20 protein-coding genes are annotated in these 19,783 nt (G+C 63.3%); 7 read left to right on the forward strand and 13 right to left on the reverse strand.

Going from position 1 to position 19,783, the window contains the following annotated elements; translation table 11 throughout:
* Positions 1 to 63: 63 nt before the first annotated feature.
* Positions 64 to 837: an SDR family oxidoreductase gene (locus ACSSVQ_RS15315; protein WP_293326815.1), complete on the reverse strand. Its 774-nt coding sequence runs from the start codon at positions 835 to 837 to the stop codon at positions 64 to 66.
* The gene (locus tag ACSSVQ_RS15320; RefSeq protein ID WP_454184213.1) at positions 834 to 1,913 is read right to left on the reverse strand and encodes a calcium/sodium antiporter; all 1,080 of its coding nucleotides are present in this window, start codon (positions 1,911 to 1,913) and stop codon (positions 834 to 836) included. Before ACSSVQ_RS15320 ends, ACSSVQ_RS15315 begins: the two co-directional genes overlap by 4 nt.
* 272 nt (positions 1,914 to 2,185) lie before the next feature.
* On the opposite strand from ACSSVQ_RS15320, the gene ACSSVQ_RS15325 reads away from it, so the two are divergent.
* On the forward strand, positions 2,186 to 3,967 hold the full coding sequence (locus tag ACSSVQ_RS15325; protein WP_454184214.1) for a cation:proton antiporter domain-containing protein: 1,782 nt from the start codon (positions 2,186 to 2,188) through the stop codon (positions 3,965 to 3,967).
* A 189-nt stretch (positions 3,968 to 4,156) separates the two neighbouring features.
* A complete protein-coding gene (locus tag ACSSVQ_RS15330) occupies positions 4,157 to 5,401 on the forward strand; it encodes a GNAT family N-acetyltransferase (RefSeq protein WP_454184215.1) in 1,245 nt (414 codons plus the stop codon).
* 24 nt (positions 5,402 to 5,425) lie between these two features.
* Here the strand turns inward: ACSSVQ_RS15330 and ACSSVQ_RS15335 are convergent, their stop codons facing one another.
* Both ACSSVQ_RS15335 and ACSSVQ_RS15340 read right to left on the reverse strand, forming a co-directional pair.
* Positions 5,426 to 5,995, reverse strand: a complete 570-nt coding sequence (locus ACSSVQ_RS15335; protein ID WP_454184216.1) for a hypothetical protein — start codon at positions 5,993 to 5,995, stop codon at positions 5,426 to 5,428.
* A 3-nt stretch (positions 5,996 to 5,998) separates the two neighbouring features.
* The gene (locus ACSSVQ_RS15340; protein ID WP_454184217.1) at positions 5,999 to 6,823 is read right to left on the reverse strand and encodes a helix-turn-helix domain-containing protein; all 825 of its coding nucleotides are present in this window, start codon (positions 6,821 to 6,823) and stop codon (positions 5,999 to 6,001) included.
* A gap of 133 nt (positions 6,824 to 6,956) precedes the next feature.
* On the opposite strand from ACSSVQ_RS15340, the gene ACSSVQ_RS15345 reads away from it, so the two are divergent.
* The gene (locus tag ACSSVQ_RS15345; RefSeq protein ID WP_454184218.1) at positions 6,957 to 7,853 is read left to right on the forward strand and encodes a TauD/TfdA dioxygenase family protein; all 897 of its coding nucleotides are present in this window, start codon (positions 6,957 to 6,959) and stop codon (positions 7,851 to 7,853) included.
* Positions 7,854 to 8,051: 198 nt separating this feature from the next.
* Positions 8,052 to 8,459: a hypothetical protein gene (locus ACSSVQ_RS15350; protein WP_454184219.1), complete on the forward strand. Its 408-nt coding sequence runs from the start codon at positions 8,052 to 8,054 to the stop codon at positions 8,457 to 8,459.
* 48 nt (positions 8,460 to 8,507) lie between these two features.
* Here ACSSVQ_RS15350 and ACSSVQ_RS15355 read toward each other — a convergent pair whose 3' ends face one another.
* From ACSSVQ_RS15355 to ACSSVQ_RS15365, 3 genes are read right to left on the reverse strand one after another with little or no spacing between them, the layout of a single operon-like run.
* Positions 8,508 to 9,047, reverse strand: coding sequence for an MOSC domain-containing protein (locus ACSSVQ_RS15355; protein ID WP_454184220.1), 540 nt, complete (start codon positions 9,045 to 9,047; stop codon positions 8,508 to 8,510).
* A gap of 5 nt (positions 9,048 to 9,052) precedes the next feature.
* Positions 9,053 to 9,400: a cupin domain-containing protein gene (locus ACSSVQ_RS15360; RefSeq protein ID WP_454184221.1), complete on the reverse strand. Its 348-nt coding sequence runs from the start codon at positions 9,398 to 9,400 to the stop codon at positions 9,053 to 9,055.
* Positions 9,401 to 9,451: 51 nt separating this feature from the next.
* Positions 9,452 to 10,252 (reverse strand): hypothetical protein, encoded by an 801-nt coding sequence (locus ACSSVQ_RS15365; RefSeq protein ID WP_293326792.1) that lies wholly within the window; start codon positions 10,250 to 10,252, stop codon positions 9,452 to 9,454.
* A 203-nt stretch (positions 10,253 to 10,455) separates the two neighbouring features.
* Here ACSSVQ_RS15365 and ACSSVQ_RS15370 point away from each other — a divergent pair, with 203 nt between their 5' ends.
* Complete coding sequence (locus ACSSVQ_RS15370) at positions 10,456 to 11,190, forward strand: hypothetical protein (RefSeq protein WP_454184222.1); 735 nt, start codon at positions 10,456 to 10,458, stop codon at positions 11,188 to 11,190.
* A 12-nt stretch (positions 11,191 to 11,202) separates the two neighbouring features.
* Here the strand turns inward: ACSSVQ_RS15370 and uvrB are convergent, their stop codons facing one another.
* Together uvrB and ACSSVQ_RS15380 are read right to left on the reverse strand one after the other, a co-directional pair.
* Entirely contained in the window at positions 11,203 to 13,554 is a 2,352-nt protein-coding gene (uvrB, locus tag ACSSVQ_RS15375) for an excinuclease ABC subunit UvrB (protein WP_454184223.1), read from the reverse strand.
* Positions 13,555 to 13,628: 74 nt separating this feature from the next.
* Positions 13,629 to 13,763 carry a hypothetical protein gene (locus ACSSVQ_RS15380; RefSeq protein WP_293324611.1) on the reverse strand — a complete coding sequence of 45 codons (135 nt, stop codon included), beginning with the start codon at positions 13,761 to 13,763 and terminating at the stop codon, positions 13,629 to 13,631.
* Positions 13,764 to 13,943: 180 nt separating this feature from the next.
* Between ACSSVQ_RS15380 and ACSSVQ_RS15385 the strand changes: the two genes are divergently transcribed.
* Both ACSSVQ_RS15385 and ACSSVQ_RS15390 read left to right on the forward strand, forming a co-directional pair.
* Complete coding sequence (locus ACSSVQ_RS15385) at positions 13,944 to 14,498, forward strand: PH domain-containing protein (protein WP_454184224.1); 555 nt, start codon at positions 13,944 to 13,946, stop codon at positions 14,496 to 14,498.
* 11 nt (positions 14,499 to 14,509) lie between these two features.
* Positions 14,510 to 15,301, forward strand: coding sequence for a methyltransferase domain-containing protein (locus ACSSVQ_RS15390; protein WP_454184225.1), 792 nt, complete (start codon positions 14,510 to 14,512; stop codon positions 15,299 to 15,301).
* A 6-nt stretch (positions 15,302 to 15,307) separates the two neighbouring features.
* Here ACSSVQ_RS15390 and ACSSVQ_RS15395 read toward each other — a convergent pair whose 3' ends face one another.
* The 4 genes from ACSSVQ_RS15395 to ACSSVQ_RS15410 all read right to left on the reverse strand — a co-directional run bounded on the left by ACSSVQ_RS15395 (position 15,308) and on the right by ACSSVQ_RS15410 (position 19,755).
* On the reverse strand, positions 15,308 to 15,919 hold the full coding sequence (locus ACSSVQ_RS15395; RefSeq protein WP_293324618.1) for a TetR/AcrR family transcriptional regulator: 612 nt from the start codon (positions 15,917 to 15,919) through the stop codon (positions 15,308 to 15,310).
* A 182-nt stretch (positions 15,920 to 16,101) separates the two neighbouring features.
* Complete coding sequence (locus ACSSVQ_RS15400) at positions 16,102 to 16,710, reverse strand: class GN sortase (RefSeq protein WP_454184226.1); 609 nt, start codon at positions 16,708 to 16,710, stop codon at positions 16,102 to 16,104.
* 4 nt (positions 16,711 to 16,714) lie between these two features.
* Positions 16,715 to 18,991, reverse strand: a complete 2,277-nt coding sequence (locus tag ACSSVQ_RS15405; protein ID WP_454184227.1) for a marine proteobacterial sortase target protein — start codon at positions 18,989 to 18,991, stop codon at positions 16,715 to 16,717.
* Positions 18,992 to 19,128: 137 nt separating this feature from the next.
* Entirely contained in the window at positions 19,129 to 19,755 is a 627-nt protein-coding gene (locus ACSSVQ_RS15410) for a glutathione S-transferase family protein (protein ID WP_454184228.1), read from the reverse strand.
* Positions 19,756 to 19,783 lie beyond the last annotated feature (28 nt).

Consider the following 19,783-nt stretch of genomic DNA (forward strand, 5'->3'; position numbering starts at 1 on the left):
TCGCCGAAAATGCTTAAAGGGCGGTCCGCCTCCCCAACGGGCCTCAATCAGCTCATTTCGCGATTATTCTTTTATGCCTACGACGTCCGGGGTCTCCCAGGCAAGGTGCTGTCCGCCATCAAGGGCAATCATCTGGCCGGTCATGGCGGGCGAGGCGAGGATGAAATGCAGCGCGGCGCAGATTTCCTCCGGCGAGGTGCCCCGGCCGAGGATCGTACCCTTGACCTGTTTGGCGAAGTCCTCGGGAGACTGACGCGCATTGCGCATGGCCGGTCCCGGCCCGATGCCGTTCACACGAATGCGCGGGGCCAGCGACATCGCCATGACCTGTGTCATGTCCCACAGTGCCATCTTGCTGACGGTATAGGAGAAGAAATGCGGGGTCGGGCGCCGGACGCGCTGGTCGATGAGATTGACGATATTGCCTTCCACGCCGTCGGGAAGCTGCATGGCGAAGCTTTGCGCCAGAAAGGCGGGGGCGCGCAGATTGGTGTCGAGATGCGAGGTCCAGCTTTCCGCCGTCATGCCCGAGGCGGTGTCATGCTCGAAAAGCGAGGCATTGTTGACCAGGAGCGTGAGCGGTCCCAGCGCCTCCGCCGCGCGGGGCACCAGCCCGTCCACGTCGCGGGGCGAGGCGAGGTCGCCGGCGAGCGCGGCCGCCCGGCCGCCCGCCGCCTCGATATCGTGCACCACGGACGCCGCTTCGTCGGTCGAATGGTGGCAATGCACCGCCACGTCATAGCCCCGTTCGGCAAGCGATAGCGCCATGGCGCGTCCGAGGCGCCGTGCGCCGCCCGTCACCAGCGCCGTTCCCTTTTTCCCGTCCTGTCCCGTCACTGTAAGATCGTCGTCCCTGTCGCCGGCATGTCCATAAGGGGGAGCGCCGGTACGCTTCCCACCTCGATCGTCAGCCCCAGATAACCCGCATAGAGCAGGATGAACAAGACGCCCGACAATCGGGTCACCCGGCCGCGCGTCATTACCATGGGGAAGATGCTGGCGCCTGCCAGGATCATGATCCAGAGATAGTAGTAGAGAAATTCGCGTTCGACCGGCAGCGGCGAGATCAGGGCCGTCACGCCCAGAATGGCGAGAATGTTCATGATGTTGGAGCCGACCACATTGCCGACCACCATGTCGTCGTTCCTGCGGATCGCGGCGACCATGGCCGTGGCGAGTTCGGGCAGCGAGGTGCCGATCGCCACCAGCGACAGACCGATCACGGCATCCGATACGCCGAAATAGGAGGCGATTTCGGTGCCGCTGCTGACGATGAGGTTTGCCCCGATGGGCAGGCCGATCACGCCGATGGCGATCATGCCCCAGATAAGGCGGCGCGAGGTCTTGGCGGTGCTGAGTTCGGTATGGGTGACCGCTTCGAGCGTTTCTTCCAGCTCGGTCTCGACCTCCTGCACGCCGGTCACCATGCGATGGACGCGGTCGACCAGTACCGCGCCGCCATTGCGGCGATGGCTGCGCGCATCCCAGCCGGAAAAGAGCAGATAGGCGGCCAGAAGGCCGATCAGGATCACGCCGTCCCATTTGCCCAGGCTGCCGAACAGGCACAGAAGCACCAGCAGGAAGCTCACGCCCATCATGATGAGGGCGTTCATCGGGATGGAGCGGCCCTGGCATGAAATCGGATAGATCAGGGCGGGGATGCCGAGCACCAGCCAGATATTGGCGATGTTGGACCCGACGACATTGCCCAGCGCCATGCCTTCCGCGCCTTCCAGCGCGGCTTTGACCGACACCAGCAATTCGGGAAGCGAGGTGCCGAGTGCGACGACGGTGAGCGCGATCAGCAGGGGGGAGAGGCCGTAGCGGGCCGCCAGCGCCGTTGCGCCCCGGACCAGAATATCGCCCGAAGCCAGAAGGATCACGAAGCCGAGCAGGAGCAGAAAATAGGTCATGCCGCTCGACATCCTTTCGGTGCGGGCGTGGACGGCATTTCGCCGGGACGCGTCTTTACCTGGCTTGTGGCGATTTCAGAACCCTCCTGCTTTCCCCCATACCGTTTCATATATGGTGCCGCCGTCCCCCGGGCAACAGCGCCGGGAGCCGGATTGCGCCGGATTCCTGCAAAAAACCGGGCCGGGGAGGCTTTCAAATGCCTCTGGCCGGTGGCGCATTGCGCGCAAGGTTGCGATAGTTCCGGGATGATTGCGGAAAGGGGAAGCGCGCCTTGGATGAGTTGAGTAGCGCAGCGATCGCCGAGGCGGCGGGCAACATCCATGTGCCGTATATCAGGGAGGTCATCATCTTCCTGATCGCGGCCGTGATGGTGATGCCGCTGTTTCATTACGTCCGGGCGAGCACGGTTCTCGGTTATCTCGTTATCGGCGCCCTGATCGGACCGCATGGGCTGGCGATCATCCAGAGTTCGGACGGCATTGCCGCGCTGGGCGAGCTGGGCGTGGTCTTTCTGCTTTTCACCATCGGCCTGGAGCTTTCCTGGACGCGCCTGCGCGCCATGCGCACCCTTGTGCTGGGGCTGGGCGGTGCGCAGGTGATGCTGAGCGGGATCGTGCTGACCGGGGTCTTCATGCTGTTCGGCGTGCCGGGGGCGGGCGCCACGGTGATCGGTTTTGCGCTGGCGCTCTCTTCCACGGCCATCGTCACGCAATTGCTGATCGAGCGAGGCGAGTTCGCCTCCCGGTCGGGCCAGATCTCCTTTTCGATCCTGCTGATGCAGGACCTCGCCGTGGTGCCGCTTCTCGTCATGGTGACGATCCTTGCCGATGTGGCGAGTGGCGAGGACGTGAACATCTTCATGCTGGCGCTGTTTGCGACGCTGAAGGCCGTGGTCGCGGTGGCGCTCATCGTGACGGTCGGCCGTTATGTGCTGAGTACCGCCTACCGCTTCATCACCTGGACACGCAATCCGGAGCTCTTTCTCGCCTTGTCGCTGCTCGCCGCCTTGCTGACCGCCGTGGCGACGGGGTCGGCAGGGCTTTCCATGGCGCTGGGCGCCTTTCTCGGTGGGCTGTTGCTTTCCGATACCGAGTTCCGCCATCAGGTCGAGAGCGACATTCAGCCCTTCAAGGGCTTGCTGCTGGGGCTCTTTTTCATCTCGGTCGGCGTCGGCATGGATTTCGGCGTGCTGGCCGATAATTACGGCCTCGTCTTCGGCATTCTGGGTGCCTTTCTCGTCATCAAATCCTTCCTTGTCGGCGGGCTGGCGCTGGCTTTCGGCCAGTCGCGCATCTGTTCGGTGCGCGCGGCGCTGCTGCTTGCCTCGGGCGGCGAGTTCGCTTTCGTGGTGATTTCGTCCGCCACCGCCGACGGCGTGGTGTCGGCCAGCGTGGCGCAGCCTGTGCAGCTTGCCACCGCCATCTCCATGGCGCTGACTCCGCTGCTTGCCATGGCGGGGGCGCGGCTCGAGGCATGGCTCGATTCGCAGGCGGGCGAGCGCGAACGCGACGAGGCCGCGCTGGGCGAACTGACCGGCCATGTCATCGTGGCGGGCTATGGCCGGGTGGGGCGCACCATCTCGTCCATGCTGGAAGAGTTGCACATCCCTTATGTCGCGCTCGATCTCGATGTCGCCCGCACGCGGCTCGCCCGTCAGACGGGCGCGCATGTCTATTACGGCGATGCGGGCCGCCCGGAGGTGCTCTCGCGCCTCGGGATCAGCCGCGCGGCCGCCATCGTCGTCACGCTGGACGATGTCGCCGCGGCCAATCGCACGGTCGAGGCGGTGCGGCATCAATGGCCTGGCATCGCGCTTTTCGCCCGGGCGCGCGACAGGGCGCATATGAAGCAGCTTGTCGCCGCCGGGGCGACCCATGTGGTGCATGAGGCGCTGGAAGTCTCGCTCCAGCTTTCAGGCCATGTGATGCGCGCCATCGGTGCGCCGGTGGAGGCGTCCTCCCAGATGATCGAGCGAATCCGCTCCGAAGTAGGCGAGGACGAAAACAACGGTTCGGCCGGATCGCATACGGACAGGTCGCGGTCCGGGAAATAGCCCGTTTTGCGCCGTGGCGTCCCGGAGTTGGACATAAACCCCGTCCGGCCCGGCATTCTGCCCGTTTTTTCATCATTCGACCCGGTATTTCCATCTGGCAGAGGGCTTGCGAGGAGAGGGCAAGCTTCATTTGCGCCGTCCCAGAACGGGACGGATCGGCGCCCGACAGGGCAGAGCGGAGAGGGAAGAATGAGCAAGCCGAACGAAAGTTCCGCAGGGGCGCTTCAGCCGGGTTTCGGCGTGTCTCCCCGTCCGGTAGCGCGCCGGGGGGCGCCGGTTGCCGCGGGCATGGCACAGCGTATCGCGCATGCGTCGGGCATAAACGTCTATTCCAGTTTTGCGCAGGCCGAAAAGGCGTGGCGTGAGATGGAAGCGGAGGCGGCGGGCACCGCGTTTCAGAGTTTCGACTGGCTGTCGATCTGGCATGAGCATGTGGGGCAGCATGAAGGGGTCGAACCGGCCATCATGCTCATCTCGCGTGGCGGGCACCCCGTCATGCTGGCGCCTTTCGGCATCGAACGTCATCTGGGGTTGAGCCGTCTGGTCTGGCTGGGCGGAAAGCTTGCCGACTATAAGGCCCCGCTCATTGCGCGCGATTTCTGGACGCTGCTGCCGGAGGGTGGGTTCCCGGTGCTGTGGAAGCAGATGAAACGCGCGCTGCCGGCTTTCGATTACATCGTGTTCGAAAACCAGCCGGCCATGTTGGGCGAATTGCGTAATCCCTTTGCCGTCCTGCCCGGGGCCGAGGCGCCGGACGAGGCCTATCTTTTCGATCTGCCGGACAGTTTCGAGGAGCTGACGCACCGCTACCGCGCCGAGACGCGCCGCATGGACCGTTCCAAGCTGCGCAAGCTCGAAGCGCAGGGCGAGGTGACGTTCGAATTCGCGGAATCGCAGGACGAGCTGGTCGAGATGACCGAGGAAATTCTGATGCGCAAGGCCGACCAGCTGGCCGCGCAGGGGATTTCGTCCATCTTCCAGGATCCGGCGCACCGCGCCGCCTGGCGCGCGCTGGCCGCCCTGCCCGAAGAGCGCCGCCTGCTGGAAGTGGCGGTGCTGCGTCTCGACGGCGAGTTCCTGTCGGGCTCCATCAGCCATGTCTGGCATGACCGGTCGACGCTGATGGTGCATACCTATGAGATGGGCAAGCATTCGAAGCTCTCACCCGGCCGGCTTCACCTGTTGAAGCATCTCCAGTCGAGTATCGACCGTGGGCTGACGGTTTACGATCTGTCAGTCGGCTATCTGCCCTACAAGGCGAGTTTCTGCGACGAGCCGATGCGTATGGTGAACCATATTGCGTCCGCCAGCCTGCAGGGCATGGTGCCGGTGCTTGCCATCAATGGCGGGCTCGCCGCCAAGCGGCGGATCAAGCGCAATCCGAAAGTCTTCGGCACACTGCGCAAGCTCCGCGCGGCGGTGAAGGGCAAGTAGGGTCAGTCCCTCAAAACCCGGCCCTCACCCCGGCCGCTTGTCCCAGGGCTCCAGCGTGCCGGCGATGCGGCGCGGAATGGGATCGTCGAGCTGGGCTGCCGCCGCGGCGCTGATTTCGTGATGGTGCAGCCAGCGCGACGAGCCGTCCTCTTCGATCACGAAGCCGAGGATCACCTGCGCATAGGTCATGTCGGGTTGCGCGGCCAGTGCCTGCGCGCGCGTTTCCGCGATGGAGGGCGAACCGTCCTCCCCGAGCAGGATGGAGCGCGAGCCCATCACTTCCACCAGCAATCCTTGCGGCGCGATCATCGCGTCGAGCGCGGCGCGCATTAGCTCCGCCTTCGGACGGATCCAGCTCAGCGCGATGTCATAGGGGCCGTGTTTCTCGATCTCGGTGATGAAGGTGGCGGTGTCGTCATAGTCGAGCGTGAGCGGCACCAGCTTGTCGTCGAGGTCCGGTTCGCCAAAGAGGAACTCGTCCGCCTTGCGTGACACGAGTACGGCCTTGTCGGCGCGCGCAATCGCTTCGCGCGCGGCTTCCGCCAGCATGCCGGTGGCGCCGATGAGGAGGGCGGTGGTCTGTTTGTCTGTCATTTCTTACTCATTTCCGGCGGCCGTCATTTGCCGCGTTGTGCGTTCGATCTCGCGGGCCAGCTCGCGCAGCGGCTCCAGATGGGTTTTCGCAACTTCCTGCTCGCTGATGACGGCATGCATGTAGCGCAGGCTCAGACAGGCGAGAACGCGGTCGCCGCGCATGACGGGCACGGCCATGCCGGTCACGCGCTGGCGCGCGTCGGACGCGCGTTTCGGCATGCCGCGTTTCATCTGCCGCAAGCCGCCACTTGTCAGGGCATATCCTCTTCGGCGGATGCCCCGCAATATCTTCTCGAATTCTTCCGGGTTTTTCGCGGGTTGGTCGATGGATCGTCTGGAGCGGCTGAGCCGCGCGACGATGAGCTTGCGTTCCCAGTCCGGGCAGAAGGCGAGATAGGCCTGTCCCAGCGCGCCGAGCAGGAAGGGTGAAGGCGCTTCATAGACCAGTGGGTCGATCGCGACGGGGCTTTCGGCCACTGTGCCGTAGCGCACGATCATCTGGTCGCCGTCCACGACGCCGATGAAAAGCGGCCAGCGATGTTCTTTCGTGAAGGCGCGCATCAGCGGTTCGGCGGCCTCGACCACCGCGTCCGACAGGCGGAAGCCCCAGGACAGGCGCTGCACGCGGGAGGTGAGGCGGTAGCCCGCGCTGCGCGAGAGTTTTTCCACATAGCCCGCTTCGATGAGCTGGTCGAGCAGGCGCACCGTGCTCGATTTCGGCAGCCCGGCGCGTGCTGCAATATCGCCCAGATGCAGCGAATGCGCGGCATTCATCGCCTCCAACACGCTCAGTGCGCGCGCCACCGGCGCCCTTGTCGCCTCGCTCATTGGCGGTTTCCTTCTGTCCGGCCCATCCTGGCGCTCGTTCCGTTCAACGGAATAATGGGACTTATGGCTGACGCTTTCCAGTCCCCCGGGATTAGCCTTGCGGCCAATGGATGCCCGAGATGGAGGAAACATCATGGCCAAGGCCCAGATACGGGTCGCCCGCACCGATGAGAAGCGGGACTACAAGACGATCGAAGTCGCGCCGCTGACGCCTGTGCTGGGCGCGGAAGTGGAGGGGCTGGACCTGACGCAGCCGCTCGATGACGAGCAGCTCATGGAAGTGAAGCAGGCCTTTGCCGATCATTCCGTGCTGGTCTTTCGCGATCAGGAAATTTCGCGCGACGACCACAAGCGTTTCGCCGGCTATTTCGGCACGCTGCATACGCATCCCTACCACAAGAAGGATGCAAAGCCCGGCCATGCGGGGCAGGAAAGCGATCCGAACATCCTGCCGATCATCGCCGACCAGAACTCGCGTTATGTGGCGGGCGAAGGCTGGCATGCCGACGTGACCTGCGACGAGGAGCCGCCTTTCGGCTCCATGCTCTACATCACCGAGACGCCGGAGATCGGCGCCGGCGGCGATACCTGTTTCATCAGCGCCTATGAGGCTTATGAAACGCTGTCGCCTGCGATGAAGGCGTTCCTCGACGGGCTCGATGCGGTGCATGACGGCGCCAAGCCCTATTCGGGCAGCTACGGCATTGCTGCGCCGGAAGGCGGCTGGCCGCGTACGAAACATCCGGTGATTACGCGCCATCCGGAAACGGGCCGCAAGCTGCTCTATGTCAATCGCGGCTTCACCACGCATATCGACGGGCTTGCTAAAGCGGAAAGCGATGCGCTGCTGGAAATGCTGTGGCGTCACCTGGAGGTCAATCCGGTGTTTCAGTGCCGTGTGCGCTGGACGTCCAACACGCTCACCTTCTGGGACAATCGCTGCGTACAGCACCATGCCGTGTGGGACTACTACCCCTATTCGCGGCGCGGCGAGCGCGTCTCCATCGTGGGCGGGCGGCCGTCGCGTTAGTCCCCGACGCGTCATGCCCCGCTTTATGCGGGGCATCCACGTCTTTGCCGCAACACCGCAGCCTATCGTTCTGGACCCCGGGACGAAGCCCGGGGTGACGATGTCTGACGCCGTTCCTGTTCAATAACGCGAATGTGATTTGCGGCCATCCGGCTCTCTTCCTCTGATGTGACGCACAATCAAGGGGAGGAGACAGAGATGGCTGATTTCTTTTCGGCGCTTCAGGCGACGCAGGCTTCGCAGGACGCCTATATCGCGGCGCTGCCCTATTGGGTGCAGCTCTGGATGTACTGGATGATGGGCGTGCTGTTTCTCGGCAGCCTCGTCGCGTCCTTTTTCCGGGTGGAAGCGCGCTGGCTTTTCCTCTCTTTCGTCCTCACCATTATCGCCACCATGGCGCTCGGCATGACCGTCGGCTGGAACAAGCTCTGGGGCGCAACGCATCTCGTGCTTTGGACGCCGGTGGTGATCTACTTTTTAAAGCGCTGGCCGCGGATCGAGAAGCGCAGCCTTTACGGCATCTGGTTCACGCTGGCGCTCGCCACCATGTGCATCTCGCTGGTCTTCGATGCGAAGGATGTCGTGGAATATGCGATGGGGATGTGAAGCGCTTCGTCATGGCCGGCTTGTCCGGGCCATCCACGTCTTCCTTCATTAAACCACGCCGAGCGGTTCCCTCGCACCCTCGGGTATCTCCACCCGGATCGTATCGCCCGCGCGGATCGTCCCGCCCGCGCGCACCACGCCCATGATCCCGCATTTGCGGATCGGGTTTCCGTTCGCGTCGCGGCCCAGCACGGCGCGCATCAATCCCGGTGCGATGCCGTCGAGCTGCGTGCAGGGATTGCGCAGCCCCGTCACTTCCACCACCGCCTCATCGCCCATATGCAAAAGCGCGCCGCGGGGCAGGGCGAGGAGGTCGAGCCCTTGCGTCGTGACGTTCTCGCCCAAGAGGCCCGGCGTTATGTCGAAGCCTTGTCCGCGCAGCTCGTCGAAGAGTTCCGCATGAATGAGATGCATCTGCCGCAGATTGGGCTGCGAGGGATCGCGCGCCACGCGGGAGCGATGCTTCACCGTCTCCCCCGCATGCGCATCCCCCTCCACGCCGAGCCCCGCGATCAGGTGCAGCTCATTCTCCGATTGCTTGGAGAATTCATGAACGGGCGAACGGTGCAGGGCGAGGATGGCGGGCATGTGCCTCACGCCTCATAGATCGCGTAATGCTTCCGCGTTTTGGTCACCACTTCCCATGTGCCCTTGAAGCCCGCCGGGATGACGAAGGCGTCGCCGGCCTGCACGCGGGTTTCGGTGCCTGCCTCGTAAGCGATCACGCTTTCGCCCTCGATGATGTGGCAGAACTCATGTTCCGTGTATTCGATCTGCCACTTGCCGGGTTCGCTCTCCCAAATCCCTGAGAAGAACTTGTTGTCCGCCGAAGCATAGATGTTCCAGGTGTTGCTCACCGGCTTGCCTTCCAGCACGCGGGCGGCGTCGGGCGCGCCGGTTTCGGGCGTGGCCGCAGTGTTTACGGGGATGAGGGCGGTCATGGCGGGTTCCTGTCTTCGGGCGTCTGCGACAGGTTTCGTTATCTGCCGCCGTCAATACATTCGCTTGTAGATAATACGGGTAAACCTGAAGCCGCGGAAAGGCGAGAGAACACGATAGGTGATTTCATTATCGGTTGCGTTTTCCACCTGTACTCTCGCACCGTTCACCGAGATTTCCCGGCTGTCTCCTTGGGGAAGGTCGAACGAATAGTATCGCGAAAAATCGCCGGTCTCGCGTCCCGAAAAAAGCCCTGCTTTGCGATGGATGAGCACGCCGTGATAGCGGAAGCGGATATTGTCGCCGTCGCGGCCGCGATAGCTCAGCTCGGCGCGACCGTTGAGCAATGAGCCCGCGGGCTCTTTCTTTTCATAGGGAATGGGGTCGATTGCCATGCCCATGGCGCCGATTTTTGTGAAGTAGTCGACGCGGTTCCCATTGGGTCTGATGCGGTTGAAGGTGCCGTCCCGCTTAGTGTCGAAGAAACAGGCGGAAACTGACAGAGGAAAGATGGGCTCGAGCGAGCAATACATCGGGACGGGTGCACCTGTCATGGCGACGAGTTCCAGCCCCGCCGGTGCATCGAAATGCGTTTCGATGAAGGTGATCTTGTCGTCCGGCAGGTAGGAGCCGCTGACACCTTTCAGAAGCTTCGCCCCGTGGCGCGCGCCCAGTTCTTCCGAATAGATGATGCTGTCTTTCGAGGCCGTCAGGGTCTCGCTTCGTGGCGAGGTTTTCGTGGTCCGGAGTTCGGGCATCACCGTCGGCCCGTTATCCATTTTTGTGCCGATGGCGCATCCGCCGAGTGCGGCGGCAAAAAACAGCGCGCACGCCGCCTTTTGAAATGGCTGCATGACAATCCCCCCCTGTTGGCCCACGACTCAAGAACGCGGACCGTCCCTGCCGTCAGTCTAGAAAGTGTTGGTGACGGGATGCAACAGACAAGACGCACTCCTCCTGCAAGATCGGCCCGCACTCAACCTCGGTAGCTCAAAACTCTTGCGGTCTGTCCTTGAAACGGCTCCAATGAAGAGGAGGGATAGGGGGGAGATTTACAATGAAGTTACAGTCTTTTGTTCTTGCGCTCGCCTTGGGCGTGCTGCTTGCCGCGTGCGGATCTCGCGATCCGTATCAGACAAAATATGTCTATGACGAAACCAATGCGCTTTATCACGAGGTCTCGCTGCGTGATGTCCACTTCGCGCCGAGCGCCGAAGAGGTCTATCCGGTCGAGGGGGAGCGGATGCTGGTGCCGTGGGATCAGACCGAGATGCAGGCCAATGCGAAGAAGTGGCTGCAGCACTATCTGGAACAGAAGCAGCTTGCGGCCGCTTCCGCGGAACAGGCCCGCTACTTTCTCGACGTTGATGTGGAGGTGCTGGAGGTCATTGGCGAGCCGAAGGGCATGGCCTACCGGACGCAGTTCGTCTATCACGTCACGCCTGCGGGCGATAAGGACGAGCTCTTCAACAAGAAGCTGGTCGACGGCGGTTACACGCAAAAGCCTGACAATCTGACATGGGGAAACGTCATCGCCGCGGCGGGCGCCGGCCTTGCGGGGGGACTCACGGGCATCAGGCCGACCGTGATGATCGAGGGCGCGCCGGTTGGATCGCGCTCGGGTCTGCAGCCTTCTGTCCTACAGAAAGCGCTGGTTTATAGCTGGCGGGACGCTATCGCGCGGAATACGGAACGCTTCTATAATGACCTGCCGTCCAGCGTGTCCTACCGCTCCAGCTTGAAGCAGTCGCGGAATCGGCAACAGGCTTTGAAAGAAACAGCCGAGGATTAAGCGGCGGCAAGTTTACCGCTTCTTCCCCTTGCCGCGGAATTTGTTGCCGCGTGTGCCGGGCTTGCCTGACGTCGAGCGGCCGGAGACTCTTTTGCCGCCTGCCTCCGCCACGCGGTCCTCGACGGATGACTGTCGCTGCATCGGGTCGTCGGAGATCGCCAGTTCCGTCGCTTCCAGCCGCTTGATCTCGTCGCGCAGGCGCGCAGCCTCCTCGAATTCGAGGTCGGCGGCGGCGGTCTTCATGCGGTTTTCCAGATCCTCGATATGGGCGCGCAGATTGTGGCCGACCAGTTCCGTGTCGCCGCTGGTGCCGGTGTCCACGCGCACATGGTCGCGCTCATACACGCTTTCGAGGATGTCGCCGATATTCTTGCGGATCGATTCCGGCGTGATGCCATGTTCGGTGTTGTAGGCGAGCTGCTTTTCGCGGCGGCGTTCGGTTTCCGCCAGCGCGCGTTCCAGCGAGCCCGTCATCTCGTCGGCATAAAGGATCACCTTGCCGTCGACGTTTCGCGCCGCGCGGCCGATGGTCTGGATGAGCGAGGTTTCGGAGCGCAGGAAACCTTCCTTGTCCGCATCGAGGATCGCGACCAGCGAACATTCGGGAATGTCGAGGCCTTCGCGCAGGAGGTTGATGCCGATCAGCACGTCAAAGGCGCCGAGGCGCAGGTCGCGGATGATCTCGATGCGCTCCAGCGTGTCGATGTCGGAATGCATGTAGCGCACGCGAATGCCTTGCTCATGCATGTATTCGGTGAGGTCTTCCGCCATGCGCTTCGTCAGCGTCGTCACCAGCACGCGGTTGCCCTTGGCGGCCACCTCGCGGCATTCGGCGATGAGGTCGTCCACCTGCGTCGAGACGGGGCGGATTTCCGTCACCGGGTCGATGAGGCCCGTCGGGCGAATGACCTGTTCCACGAAGACGCCGCCCGTCTGGTCCATCTCCCAGGGCCCCGGCGTTGCCGAGACGAACACCGATTGCGGCCGCATGGCGTTCCATTCCTCGAAGCGCATGGGACGGTTGTCCACGCAGGAGGGCAGGCGGAAGCCATATTCCGCAAGCGTCGATTTGCGGCGGTAGTCGCCGCGGAACATGCCGCCGATCTGCGGCACGGTCACATGGCTTTCATCGGCGAAGACCAGCGCATTGTCGGGAAGATATTCGAAGAGGGTGGGCGGCGGCTCGCCGGGCTTGCGGCCCGTCAGATAGCGCGAATAATTCTCGATGCCCGCGCAGCTTCCCGTCGCCTCCATCATTTCGATGTCGAATTGCGTGCGCTGTTCCAGCCGCTGCGCTTCCAGCAGCTTTCCCTGACCTTTGAGTTCCTGCAGGCGCACCTGCAAATCGTGCTGGATTTCCTCGATCGCCTGGTTGAGCGTCGGCTTGGGCGTCACGTAATGGCTGTTGGCGTAGAGCTTCACGAGGTCGAGCTTGCCGGTCTTCTGGCCGGTCAGCGGATCGAACTCCGCAATCTCCTCCACCTCGTCGCCGAAGAGCGAGACGCGCCAGGCGCGGTCTTCATAATGCGCCGGGAAGATTTCCACCGTGTCGCCGCGCACGCGGAAGGTGCCGCGCCCGAAGGCCGCGTCGTTGCGCTTGTATTGCAGCGCCACGAGGTCGGCGATGAGCTGCGTCCGGTCGAGCTTCTCGCCGCGTTTGATGGTGAAGGTCATGGCGGAGTAGGTCTCCACCGAGCCGATACCGTAGATGCAGGAGACGGACGCCACGATGATCACGTCGTCGCGCTCCAGCAGGGCGCGCGTGGCGGAGTGGCGCATCCGGTCGATCTGCTCGTTGATCGAGCTTTCCTTCTCGATATAGGTGTCGGTGCGCGGCACATAGGCTTCGGGCTGGTAGTAGTCGTAATAGGAAACGAAATACTCCACCGCATTGTTCGGGAAGAAGCTCTTGAACTCGCCATAGAGCTGGGCGGCGAGCGTCTTGTTGGGCGCGAGGATGAGCGCCGGGCGCTGCGTGCGCGAGATCACCTGCGCCATGGTGTAGGTCTTGCCGGAGCCCGTCACGCCCAGCAGCACCTGGTCGCGGTCGCCGCCGTCGACGCCCGCCACCAGCTCCTTGATGGCTTCGGGCTGGTCGCCCGCGGGCTGGTATTCCGACACGAGTTCGAGCCTGATGCCGCCTTCGGATTTCTCCGGACGGTCGGGGCGGTGCGGCTCGAAAAGCGGCCAGTTCGCCGGGTCGCCCTTCAGCGCGCCTTGCCACGAGTCGCGGTCGGCCTGCGCCAGCGCCTCGCGGTTTTCCGGCGTAAAGCGCCCCGCCGGTCCTTCCGACAGCCCGCCATTCTCTTTCGTGGGAACGGGTTCCGACCCGCGCCCGAAGGATTTGAAATTACCTCGTGCCATGCTCCCAATATGGCGCGGGCGGGGGCGATTATCCAGAGCGTGGCGTCACGCCGTGCCGGATTTCCGGTCCATTATTACCCACTAATGCCATAGGCCAGCGCTACAAGGGCGAAGAGGACGAGTGCTGTGGCGATGCCGAGGGCGTAGCGCAGGCCCGCGCCGTTTTTCTCATGGGGCAGGTCTTCGGTGTCTTTTTCGATTCGGAGCATGGCGTTCCTCCTCGTCCATACCGGGCGGCTCGTTTGTGCCGGGCCGCTCCGTTTCCTTAACCCTATGCCTTCCATTCCACAGCGCAAGGCGGCGATGCGCGTTCGGGGGCAGGCGGCCATTTTCGTTTTTCGCAGCGCAGCGTACTTCCTGTATTCGGGCCCTTCTGCGATGCTGCGGGTATGAATGGAAAGCTGACAGAACAGGCGGAGACCGGGCCGGGCGTTGCACCGAAAGAGCATGTGGCGGCGTTCGTCGCCCGCGCGCATTGGTCGATCTTCCTGCCGGCCTTTTCCGCTGCGCTGCTCTGGGCGCTGGTTTATTTGTGGGCGGACAATTGGACGCCGCGGCTTTCCGCCATGGCGTCGCTGGCGCTTGCCGTGGAGGGGCTCATCGTGCCGATCCTCATTCTCCATGCCTGGGGGCGGACCCGCGTGTTGGGCCTGCGCGTGGGCACGCGGGGGCTGGAGGCGCGGGCGGGTTTTCCCCGCCGCCGGGTCATCGAGGTGGGCGCGCGCGAGATTGCCGAACTTGACTTCGGCCAGTCGCCGCTTCAGAGGTATTTCGGCGCCGGGCGGCTCGATATCCGCACCGAAAGCGGCGCCCGCATCCGGCTGGACGATCTGGCCGATGCCGTGGCGGCCGCGTCGGCGGTGCGCCGTCTCATGGCCGGTATCCATCCGGTGCATGAGGAAGCGGACAGTAAGAAAATTGCCCGTGGCGACGGGTTGAAGTGAGGGGGAACGTCATGAGCGCGATCATCGATTTCGACGAGAAGGCTGCGAAGTCGCTGGAGGCGACCTATCTGACGCCGGATGTCGTCGCGCAGCGCGCCCGGGTGATCGATATGCTGGCGCCCAGGGTCGGCGAACATATTCTCGATCTCGGCGTCGGGCCCGGCCTTCTTGCCCATGATCTGGCGCGGCTTGTCGGCGAGACGGGCCGTATGGTGGGGCTCGATCTCTCGCCGGCCATGATCACCATGTCGAAGACGCGGCTTGCCGCGCTGCCGCAGGCCGATTGTCTGGTGGGGGATGCGACCGCGCCGGATTTTCCCGACGAGCTTTTCGACGCGGTCGTCTCCACCCAGGTGCATGAATATGTGACCGACGTGGACAAGTCGCTCGCCGCCATCAAGCGGCTGCTGAAGCCCGGCGGGCGGGTGCTCATTCTCGATACGGACTGGCGCAGCATCGTCTGGCACTCCTCCGACGAGGCGCGCATGACCCGTATGCTTACGGTCTGGGACGATCATCTGGCCGACCCGCATCTTCCGGCGACGCTGGGTGCGCGTCTCAACCGGGCGGGCCTCAAGGTGGCGTGGGTGGACGTCGTGCCGATGCTGGCGCCGCAATGGCAGCCGGTCTCTTATGCCGGGGGCATGTTCCGCATGATCTCGAACTTCGTCCGGACCCATGCCGACAAGCATGGCGTCCCGGCAGACGAGGTGCAGGCCTGGCATGACGACCAGCTCCGGCTCATCGAGCGCGGCGAGTTCTTCTTCAGCGTGAACCGTTACGCCTTCCTCGCCTATCGCTGATCCGGCTTACGCGCCGTAGCGGGCGAGGTAAATGTCGATCGCCGAGAGGACGATCCTCTCCTTGTCTTCATGCGGGGAGACGTCCTCGCCGAAGAGGGCCGGCCAGATGAAAAACTCCTTCACCATGCCGGAAATCTGTCTCGTGCCCGTTGCCGTGTCGTGCGGCTTCAATTGGCCCAGCTCGATATATTTGTCGAGCAGTTCCTGAATGTGCCGGTAACGCGTCTTCGTGCTGCGGTCGTAAACCTCCTGCGCGAGCTGGGGCGCGGAAGGGACTTCCGCAATGACCGCGCGGAGCAGGGCATTGCCGTCATGCGAGAACTGCTGGTCGATGCAGCTGCTAAGAAGCATCAGCAACGCGTCGCGCACCGGCTTTCCCTGATAGTTCTCCGGGCCGATGGGCGCGCCGGAATAGGCATCCTCGACCACCGCGACGAACAGGACGTCTTTCGATGAAAAATGCTTGTAGAGGGTGGCCGTCGATACGTCCGCCTGCCGAGCGATTTCGGCCATCGCCGCGCGTGTATAGCCTTCGGCGAAAAAGTTCTGGCGCGCTGCCTGAAGAATGGATGCGCGCTTGGCGTCGCTAACGGTGCGTCTATAGGTTTCCAGTCCCAAACTTGTTTCTTTCTTTCGGTGCCATGTCTGGCAGAGGCAGACCCCGCCTTCTATAGGACTGAAAAGACAAATCGGGTCAAGTGTTCCGAGAGAAAAAATATTTCAGATGCGAAGGTTCAGTCCTCGTATTGGAGCACCAATACCTTTTTCGTAAGCAAGTTCTACTCCATTATTATTCTTGCTTACGATATAACTTGCTTAGTAATTACCAGATAGCGCAGAGAGCCCCGCGCCACGGCGTCGAACGGGTAGCATGTCACGAGAACGAGGCTGTTCTCTGCGGTCGGGTCCAGGTTTGTTGTAGCGGCGTCAACAATTTGTGTTCCGGTTACTGAGTAAGTTGCTTTCCCGCCTTCCAGCGTTGTCAGCGTGATCTCGTCGCCCACCTGCAGGTCTTTCAGGAAAGCGAAATGCGTGTCCCTGTGACCAGCAATGGCACGCAGGCCTTTGCCGGACGGACCGGCGGCGGACATCTGCCCCGGTCCGAAGGCGAGGGCTTCGCCACTGGCATTCGACAGAACGATTTCCGAAATTTCGAGACGCGGAACGGAAAGCCGTGCGACGGGCCATGCATCGGCCCAGGCCCATGCCTTGTGGGGTGTGCCTGTGCGCAGGGATTCGTTCCAGGCGCTATCGAGAAGCATTTGCGCTAACTGTGCTTTCGCCTTGATGTAGAGGCCGTGGCCGAGCTGCCAGCCGCCAATCGCCATCAGGATCGCGATCAGGACGGCCCCCGCGGGGGCCGTCCATCCGTGTCGTTTCTGTACGGATAGTATTGACGCCTGCGTCATGATTTCAGCCCTGCCGTGTGACCCGCCGCCAGAGCAGCATCAGCAGGAAGGCGGCCAGCAGTGTGAAGAGCCCGTTGCGGATGAGGCCCGGCGCATCGCTTGCCGTCTGGGGCAGGGCAAGGCCCCGGTCCTGCGCGCTATCCATGACCGGGCTCTGCGCGGAGGCGAGCATGGCGGTCGGCGCGGCACGCATCGCCTTGCGCATGACGGGCGCAGGCATGCTTTCGCCGAATACTTTGTCGAACTCCCAGCCATCGGGAAGGTTCACCGGCATGTCGCGGCTTTCCAGCTTCTCCCCGTCGGGGCGCGTGGGCGTCACATCCACGGCGACGAGGCTGGTGCGGCGGCTCACCAGATGGTGGGCGAGCGCCACTTTCAGGATCTCGGCGTCGGTCCTTTCATAGTTGCCGCCCATCAGCCTGTCGGCTTCGAGCGACGCGATCTTGCGCCGGGCCCAGAGCTTGCCGATGCCGGGCCGGGTTTCGCCCGCATCGAGCGGGATGCGGACCTGCCATGCCTTGCCGGCAAGATCGCCCTTGAGCGTGAGGTCGCCCCGCGCCTTGTCCATGCGCGCGGCCAGCACCACCGGTTCGCCCTTGTAGAGATCGGGCACCGGATCGGGCCAGCTTTCGGTCTGCGTGCCCTCCGGCCAGCTCGCGGTGACATTGGTAACGAGGGGATGTTCGAGCTTGTTCACGAGCTCGGCCATGCGGGTCTTCACCTGGGCGAGGTCGCCGATATGGGTGAAGCTGCCGCGTCCCGCTTCGGCGGCGCGCGTCATGAAATAGGAGTTGGGCGCGGACCCGATCCCGACCGTGAAGAGACGCGAGCGGCCGCGATGGCGGGCGATTTCCTCAAACAGCGCCTTCTCGTTGGAGATCGCGCCGTCGGTGAGGAAAATTACCTGTCTCACATGGCTCGTGGCATTGGGTGTGCGGTCGTTGAGCGCGGCTTTCAGCGCGGGCAGCATTTCCGTGCCGCCATCCGCGCGGAGCCCGTTCACGAATTTCCGGGCGACGGCGATGTTCTCGCGGTCTGCGCGGACGGGCTGCGGAAAGAGCAGCTCATGCGTGTCGTCGAAGCGGATGATGTTGAATGTGTCTTCCGGCTTCAGCTTGTCGAGCGCGAAAAGGAGGCCGGCCTTGGCCTGCGGCATGGAGGCGCCCGCCATGGACCCGGAATTGTCGATCACGAAGATCGCCTCGCGCGGCTTGGCCTGCGGCTGTACTGCGCCGGAGGGCGGCATCAGCATCACCAGTACATAGTCCTTGCCGTCCACCGTCTCGCGAAAGAGGCCTGCGGTCGGCGCGGCGGTCTCGGCGGGCTCCCAGGTCAGTTCGAAATCCTTGTCGGCGGGCACGACCTTTTCGGCCAGCGAAAGCTTCGCGCCTTCCTTGCCGGTCCGCTGAATGTCCACCTTGTGGAAAGAGCTTTTCACCGGTCCGAGCGGAAAGCCCGCTTCCAGCGACACCTCGAGCGCGACCGGGTTCACCTTGCCCTCTTCGGGGTCGAGAACGGGCGGCTGCGTCAGGTCTGGGGCATTGCCGGGATGGGCGGTGCCGGGCGGCAGGTCTTCTTCGTCGGGTTGCGTCGTGCCCCAGCCGGAGCCGGGTGTGAAATCCACGACCTGCGGGTCGGCGGCTTCCTTCGGCACGTAGCGCGGCGCGACCACCATGGGAAAGCGCAGCGAAAAGCGGTCGCCGTCGCGATGCACGGTCTGCTGATATTCGATCTGGATGGTCACGGATTCATGCGGGCCGATATTGGCCACCGCATTGGTGAAGACGTTGGGGCGCTGCTGTTCCAGCAGTCCGGCCTTCTTGCCTTCCGCCTTCGCCTTCTCATAGATCCTGCGGGCCTCTTCCTTCTCCTTGATCTTTCCTTCGATGACGCGGTCGCCGATGATCATCTTCATCGTATCGACGGCGGCATCCTCGGGCAGGGGGAAGACATATTTGCCCTCCACCCATCCCTCGCCGGGATTGATGAAGCGTTGCGTCACGCGGGCCCGCGCCATGGGGCCGGTGACCTCAATCTTCGCATCGGTGGCGAGCAGGGGAGCGGGCACATATTTGCCCGGTTCCTTCGAGTTCAGAAGCAGCGTGCCGCTTTGCACATCGTTCAGTGTGACGAGGCCGTTTCGGGCGGCCGCGCCATCGGCTTTCGCGGCGACCGTCAACAGGCCGGTCACGGCGAAGAGAGTGGCAAACAGGGCGATAATGAAAACAATGGCGTCGCGCGGACCTGTGTGGTGCGCAGACCGATGCGGCAGGCTCCTCATGGTGACATCCCCTCATCCATGCGTTTCGGTATGAGTGAGTTTCACGGAGGAATGGGGCGGTGCCGGTCAGAAAAACGGGCCGTGGGCTGAAGATTTTGCGGCCATATTATGGCGATCCCGGGTAAGGCGTTGATTCCTTACACGGGCCGCCAGCTCATCGGCACATAAAGCGGCCGGGCCTCGACGCGCGCAATCCAGTTCCGGACGGCCGGATAGGCATCGAGGCTGAAGCCGCCTTCATGCGCCACATGGCTGTAGGCGTAGAGCGCGATGTCGGCAATGGTCATCCGGGTGCCGACGAACCAGTCCTGCGCGGCAAGCTGCCTTTCCATCACGTCGAGCGCCTGATAGCCGCGGTCATGCCATTCGGGGAAGCGGTCCCTTGCCTCTTCCGCGCCGCCCGGCCTGATCGACCGCCAGTAGCGCGCGACGGCGATATAGGGCTCGTGGCTGTATTGCTCGAAGAACATCCATTGCAGCACCTGCGCCTGCTCAAAGGCGTCGTCCGGCCAGAAGGGCGTTCCTTGCGCGAGATGGAAGAGCATGGCGTTCGATTCCGCCAGCAGGCGGCCGTCCTCCAGTTCCAGCACCGGCACCCGGCCATTGGGGTTCTTCGCCAGGAAGTCCGGCGTGCGGCTCTCGCCTTTCAGAATGTCGATGTCGACAAGTTCAAGCTCGCGTCCCGTCATATGCGCGAGCAGGCGCGGTTTGTAGCAATTGCCGGAATCCTGCATCTGGTAGAGCCGCATGGTGTCGCTTTCCATCTCTGCGTCATGCCCCGCATAAAGCCGG

The sequence above is a fragment of the Parvibaculum sp. MBR-TMA-1.3b-4.2 genome, from assembly GCF_053628815.1.

Coding starts and splice junctions, on each gene's coding strand:
- ACSSVQ_RS15320 (WP_454184213.1), bottom strand. CDS start 1,913: ATGACCTATTTTCTGCTCCTGCTCGGCTTCGTGATCCTTCTGGCTTCG.
- ACSSVQ_RS15330 (WP_454184215.1), top strand. CDS start 4,157: ATGAGCAAGCCGAACGAAAGTTCCGCAGGGGCGCTTCAGCCGGGTTTC.
- ACSSVQ_RS15335 (WP_454184216.1), bottom strand. CDS start 5,995: ATGACAGACAAACAGACCACCGCCCTCCTCATCGGCGCCACCGGCATG.
- ACSSVQ_RS15340 (WP_454184217.1), bottom strand. CDS start 6,823: ATGAGCGAGGCGACAAGGGCGCCGGTGGCGCGCGCACTGAGCGTGTTG.
- ACSSVQ_RS15345 (WP_454184218.1), top strand. CDS start 6,957: ATGGCCAAGGCCCAGATACGGGTCGCCCGCACCGATGAGAAGCGGGAC.
- ACSSVQ_RS15350 (WP_454184219.1), top strand. CDS start 8,052: ATGGCTGATTTCTTTTCGGCGCTTCAGGCGACGCAGGCTTCGCAGGAC.
- ACSSVQ_RS15355 (WP_454184220.1), bottom strand. CDS start 9,047: ATGCCCGCCATCCTCGCCCTGCACCGTTCGCCCGTTCATGAATTCTCC.
- ACSSVQ_RS15360 (WP_454184221.1), bottom strand. CDS start 9,400: ATGACCGCCCTCATCCCCGTAAACACTGCGGCCACGCCCGAAACCGGC.
- ACSSVQ_RS15365 (WP_293326792.1), bottom strand. CDS start 10,252: ATGCAGCCATTTCAAAAGGCGGCGTGCGCGCTGTTTTTTGCCGCCGCA.
- ACSSVQ_RS15370 (WP_454184222.1), top strand. CDS start 10,456: ATGAAGTTACAGTCTTTTGTTCTTGCGCTCGCCTTGGGCGTGCTGCTT.
- uvrB (WP_454184223.1), bottom strand. CDS start 13,554: ATGGCACGAGGTAATTTCAAATCCTTCGGGCGCGGGTCGGAACCCGTT.
- ACSSVQ_RS15380 (WP_293324611.1), bottom strand. CDS start 13,763: ATGCTCCGAATCGAAAAAGACACCGAAGACCTGCCCCATGAGAAAAAC.
- ACSSVQ_RS15385 (WP_454184224.1), top strand. CDS start 13,944: ATGAATGGAAAGCTGACAGAACAGGCGGAGACCGGGCCGGGCGTTGCA.
- ACSSVQ_RS15390 (WP_454184225.1), top strand. CDS start 14,510: ATGAGCGCGATCATCGATTTCGACGAGAAGGCTGCGAAGTCGCTGGAG.
- ACSSVQ_RS15400 (WP_454184226.1), bottom strand. CDS start 16,710: ATGACGCAGGCGTCAATACTATCCGTACAGAAACGACACGGATGGACG.
- ACSSVQ_RS15405 (WP_454184227.1), bottom strand. CDS start 18,991: ATGAGGAGCCTGCCGCATCGGTCTGCGCACCACACAGGTCCGCGCGAC.
- ACSSVQ_RS15410 (WP_454184228.1), bottom strand. CDS start 19,755: ATGGAAAGCGACACCATGCGGCTCTACCAGATGCAGGATTCCGGCAAT.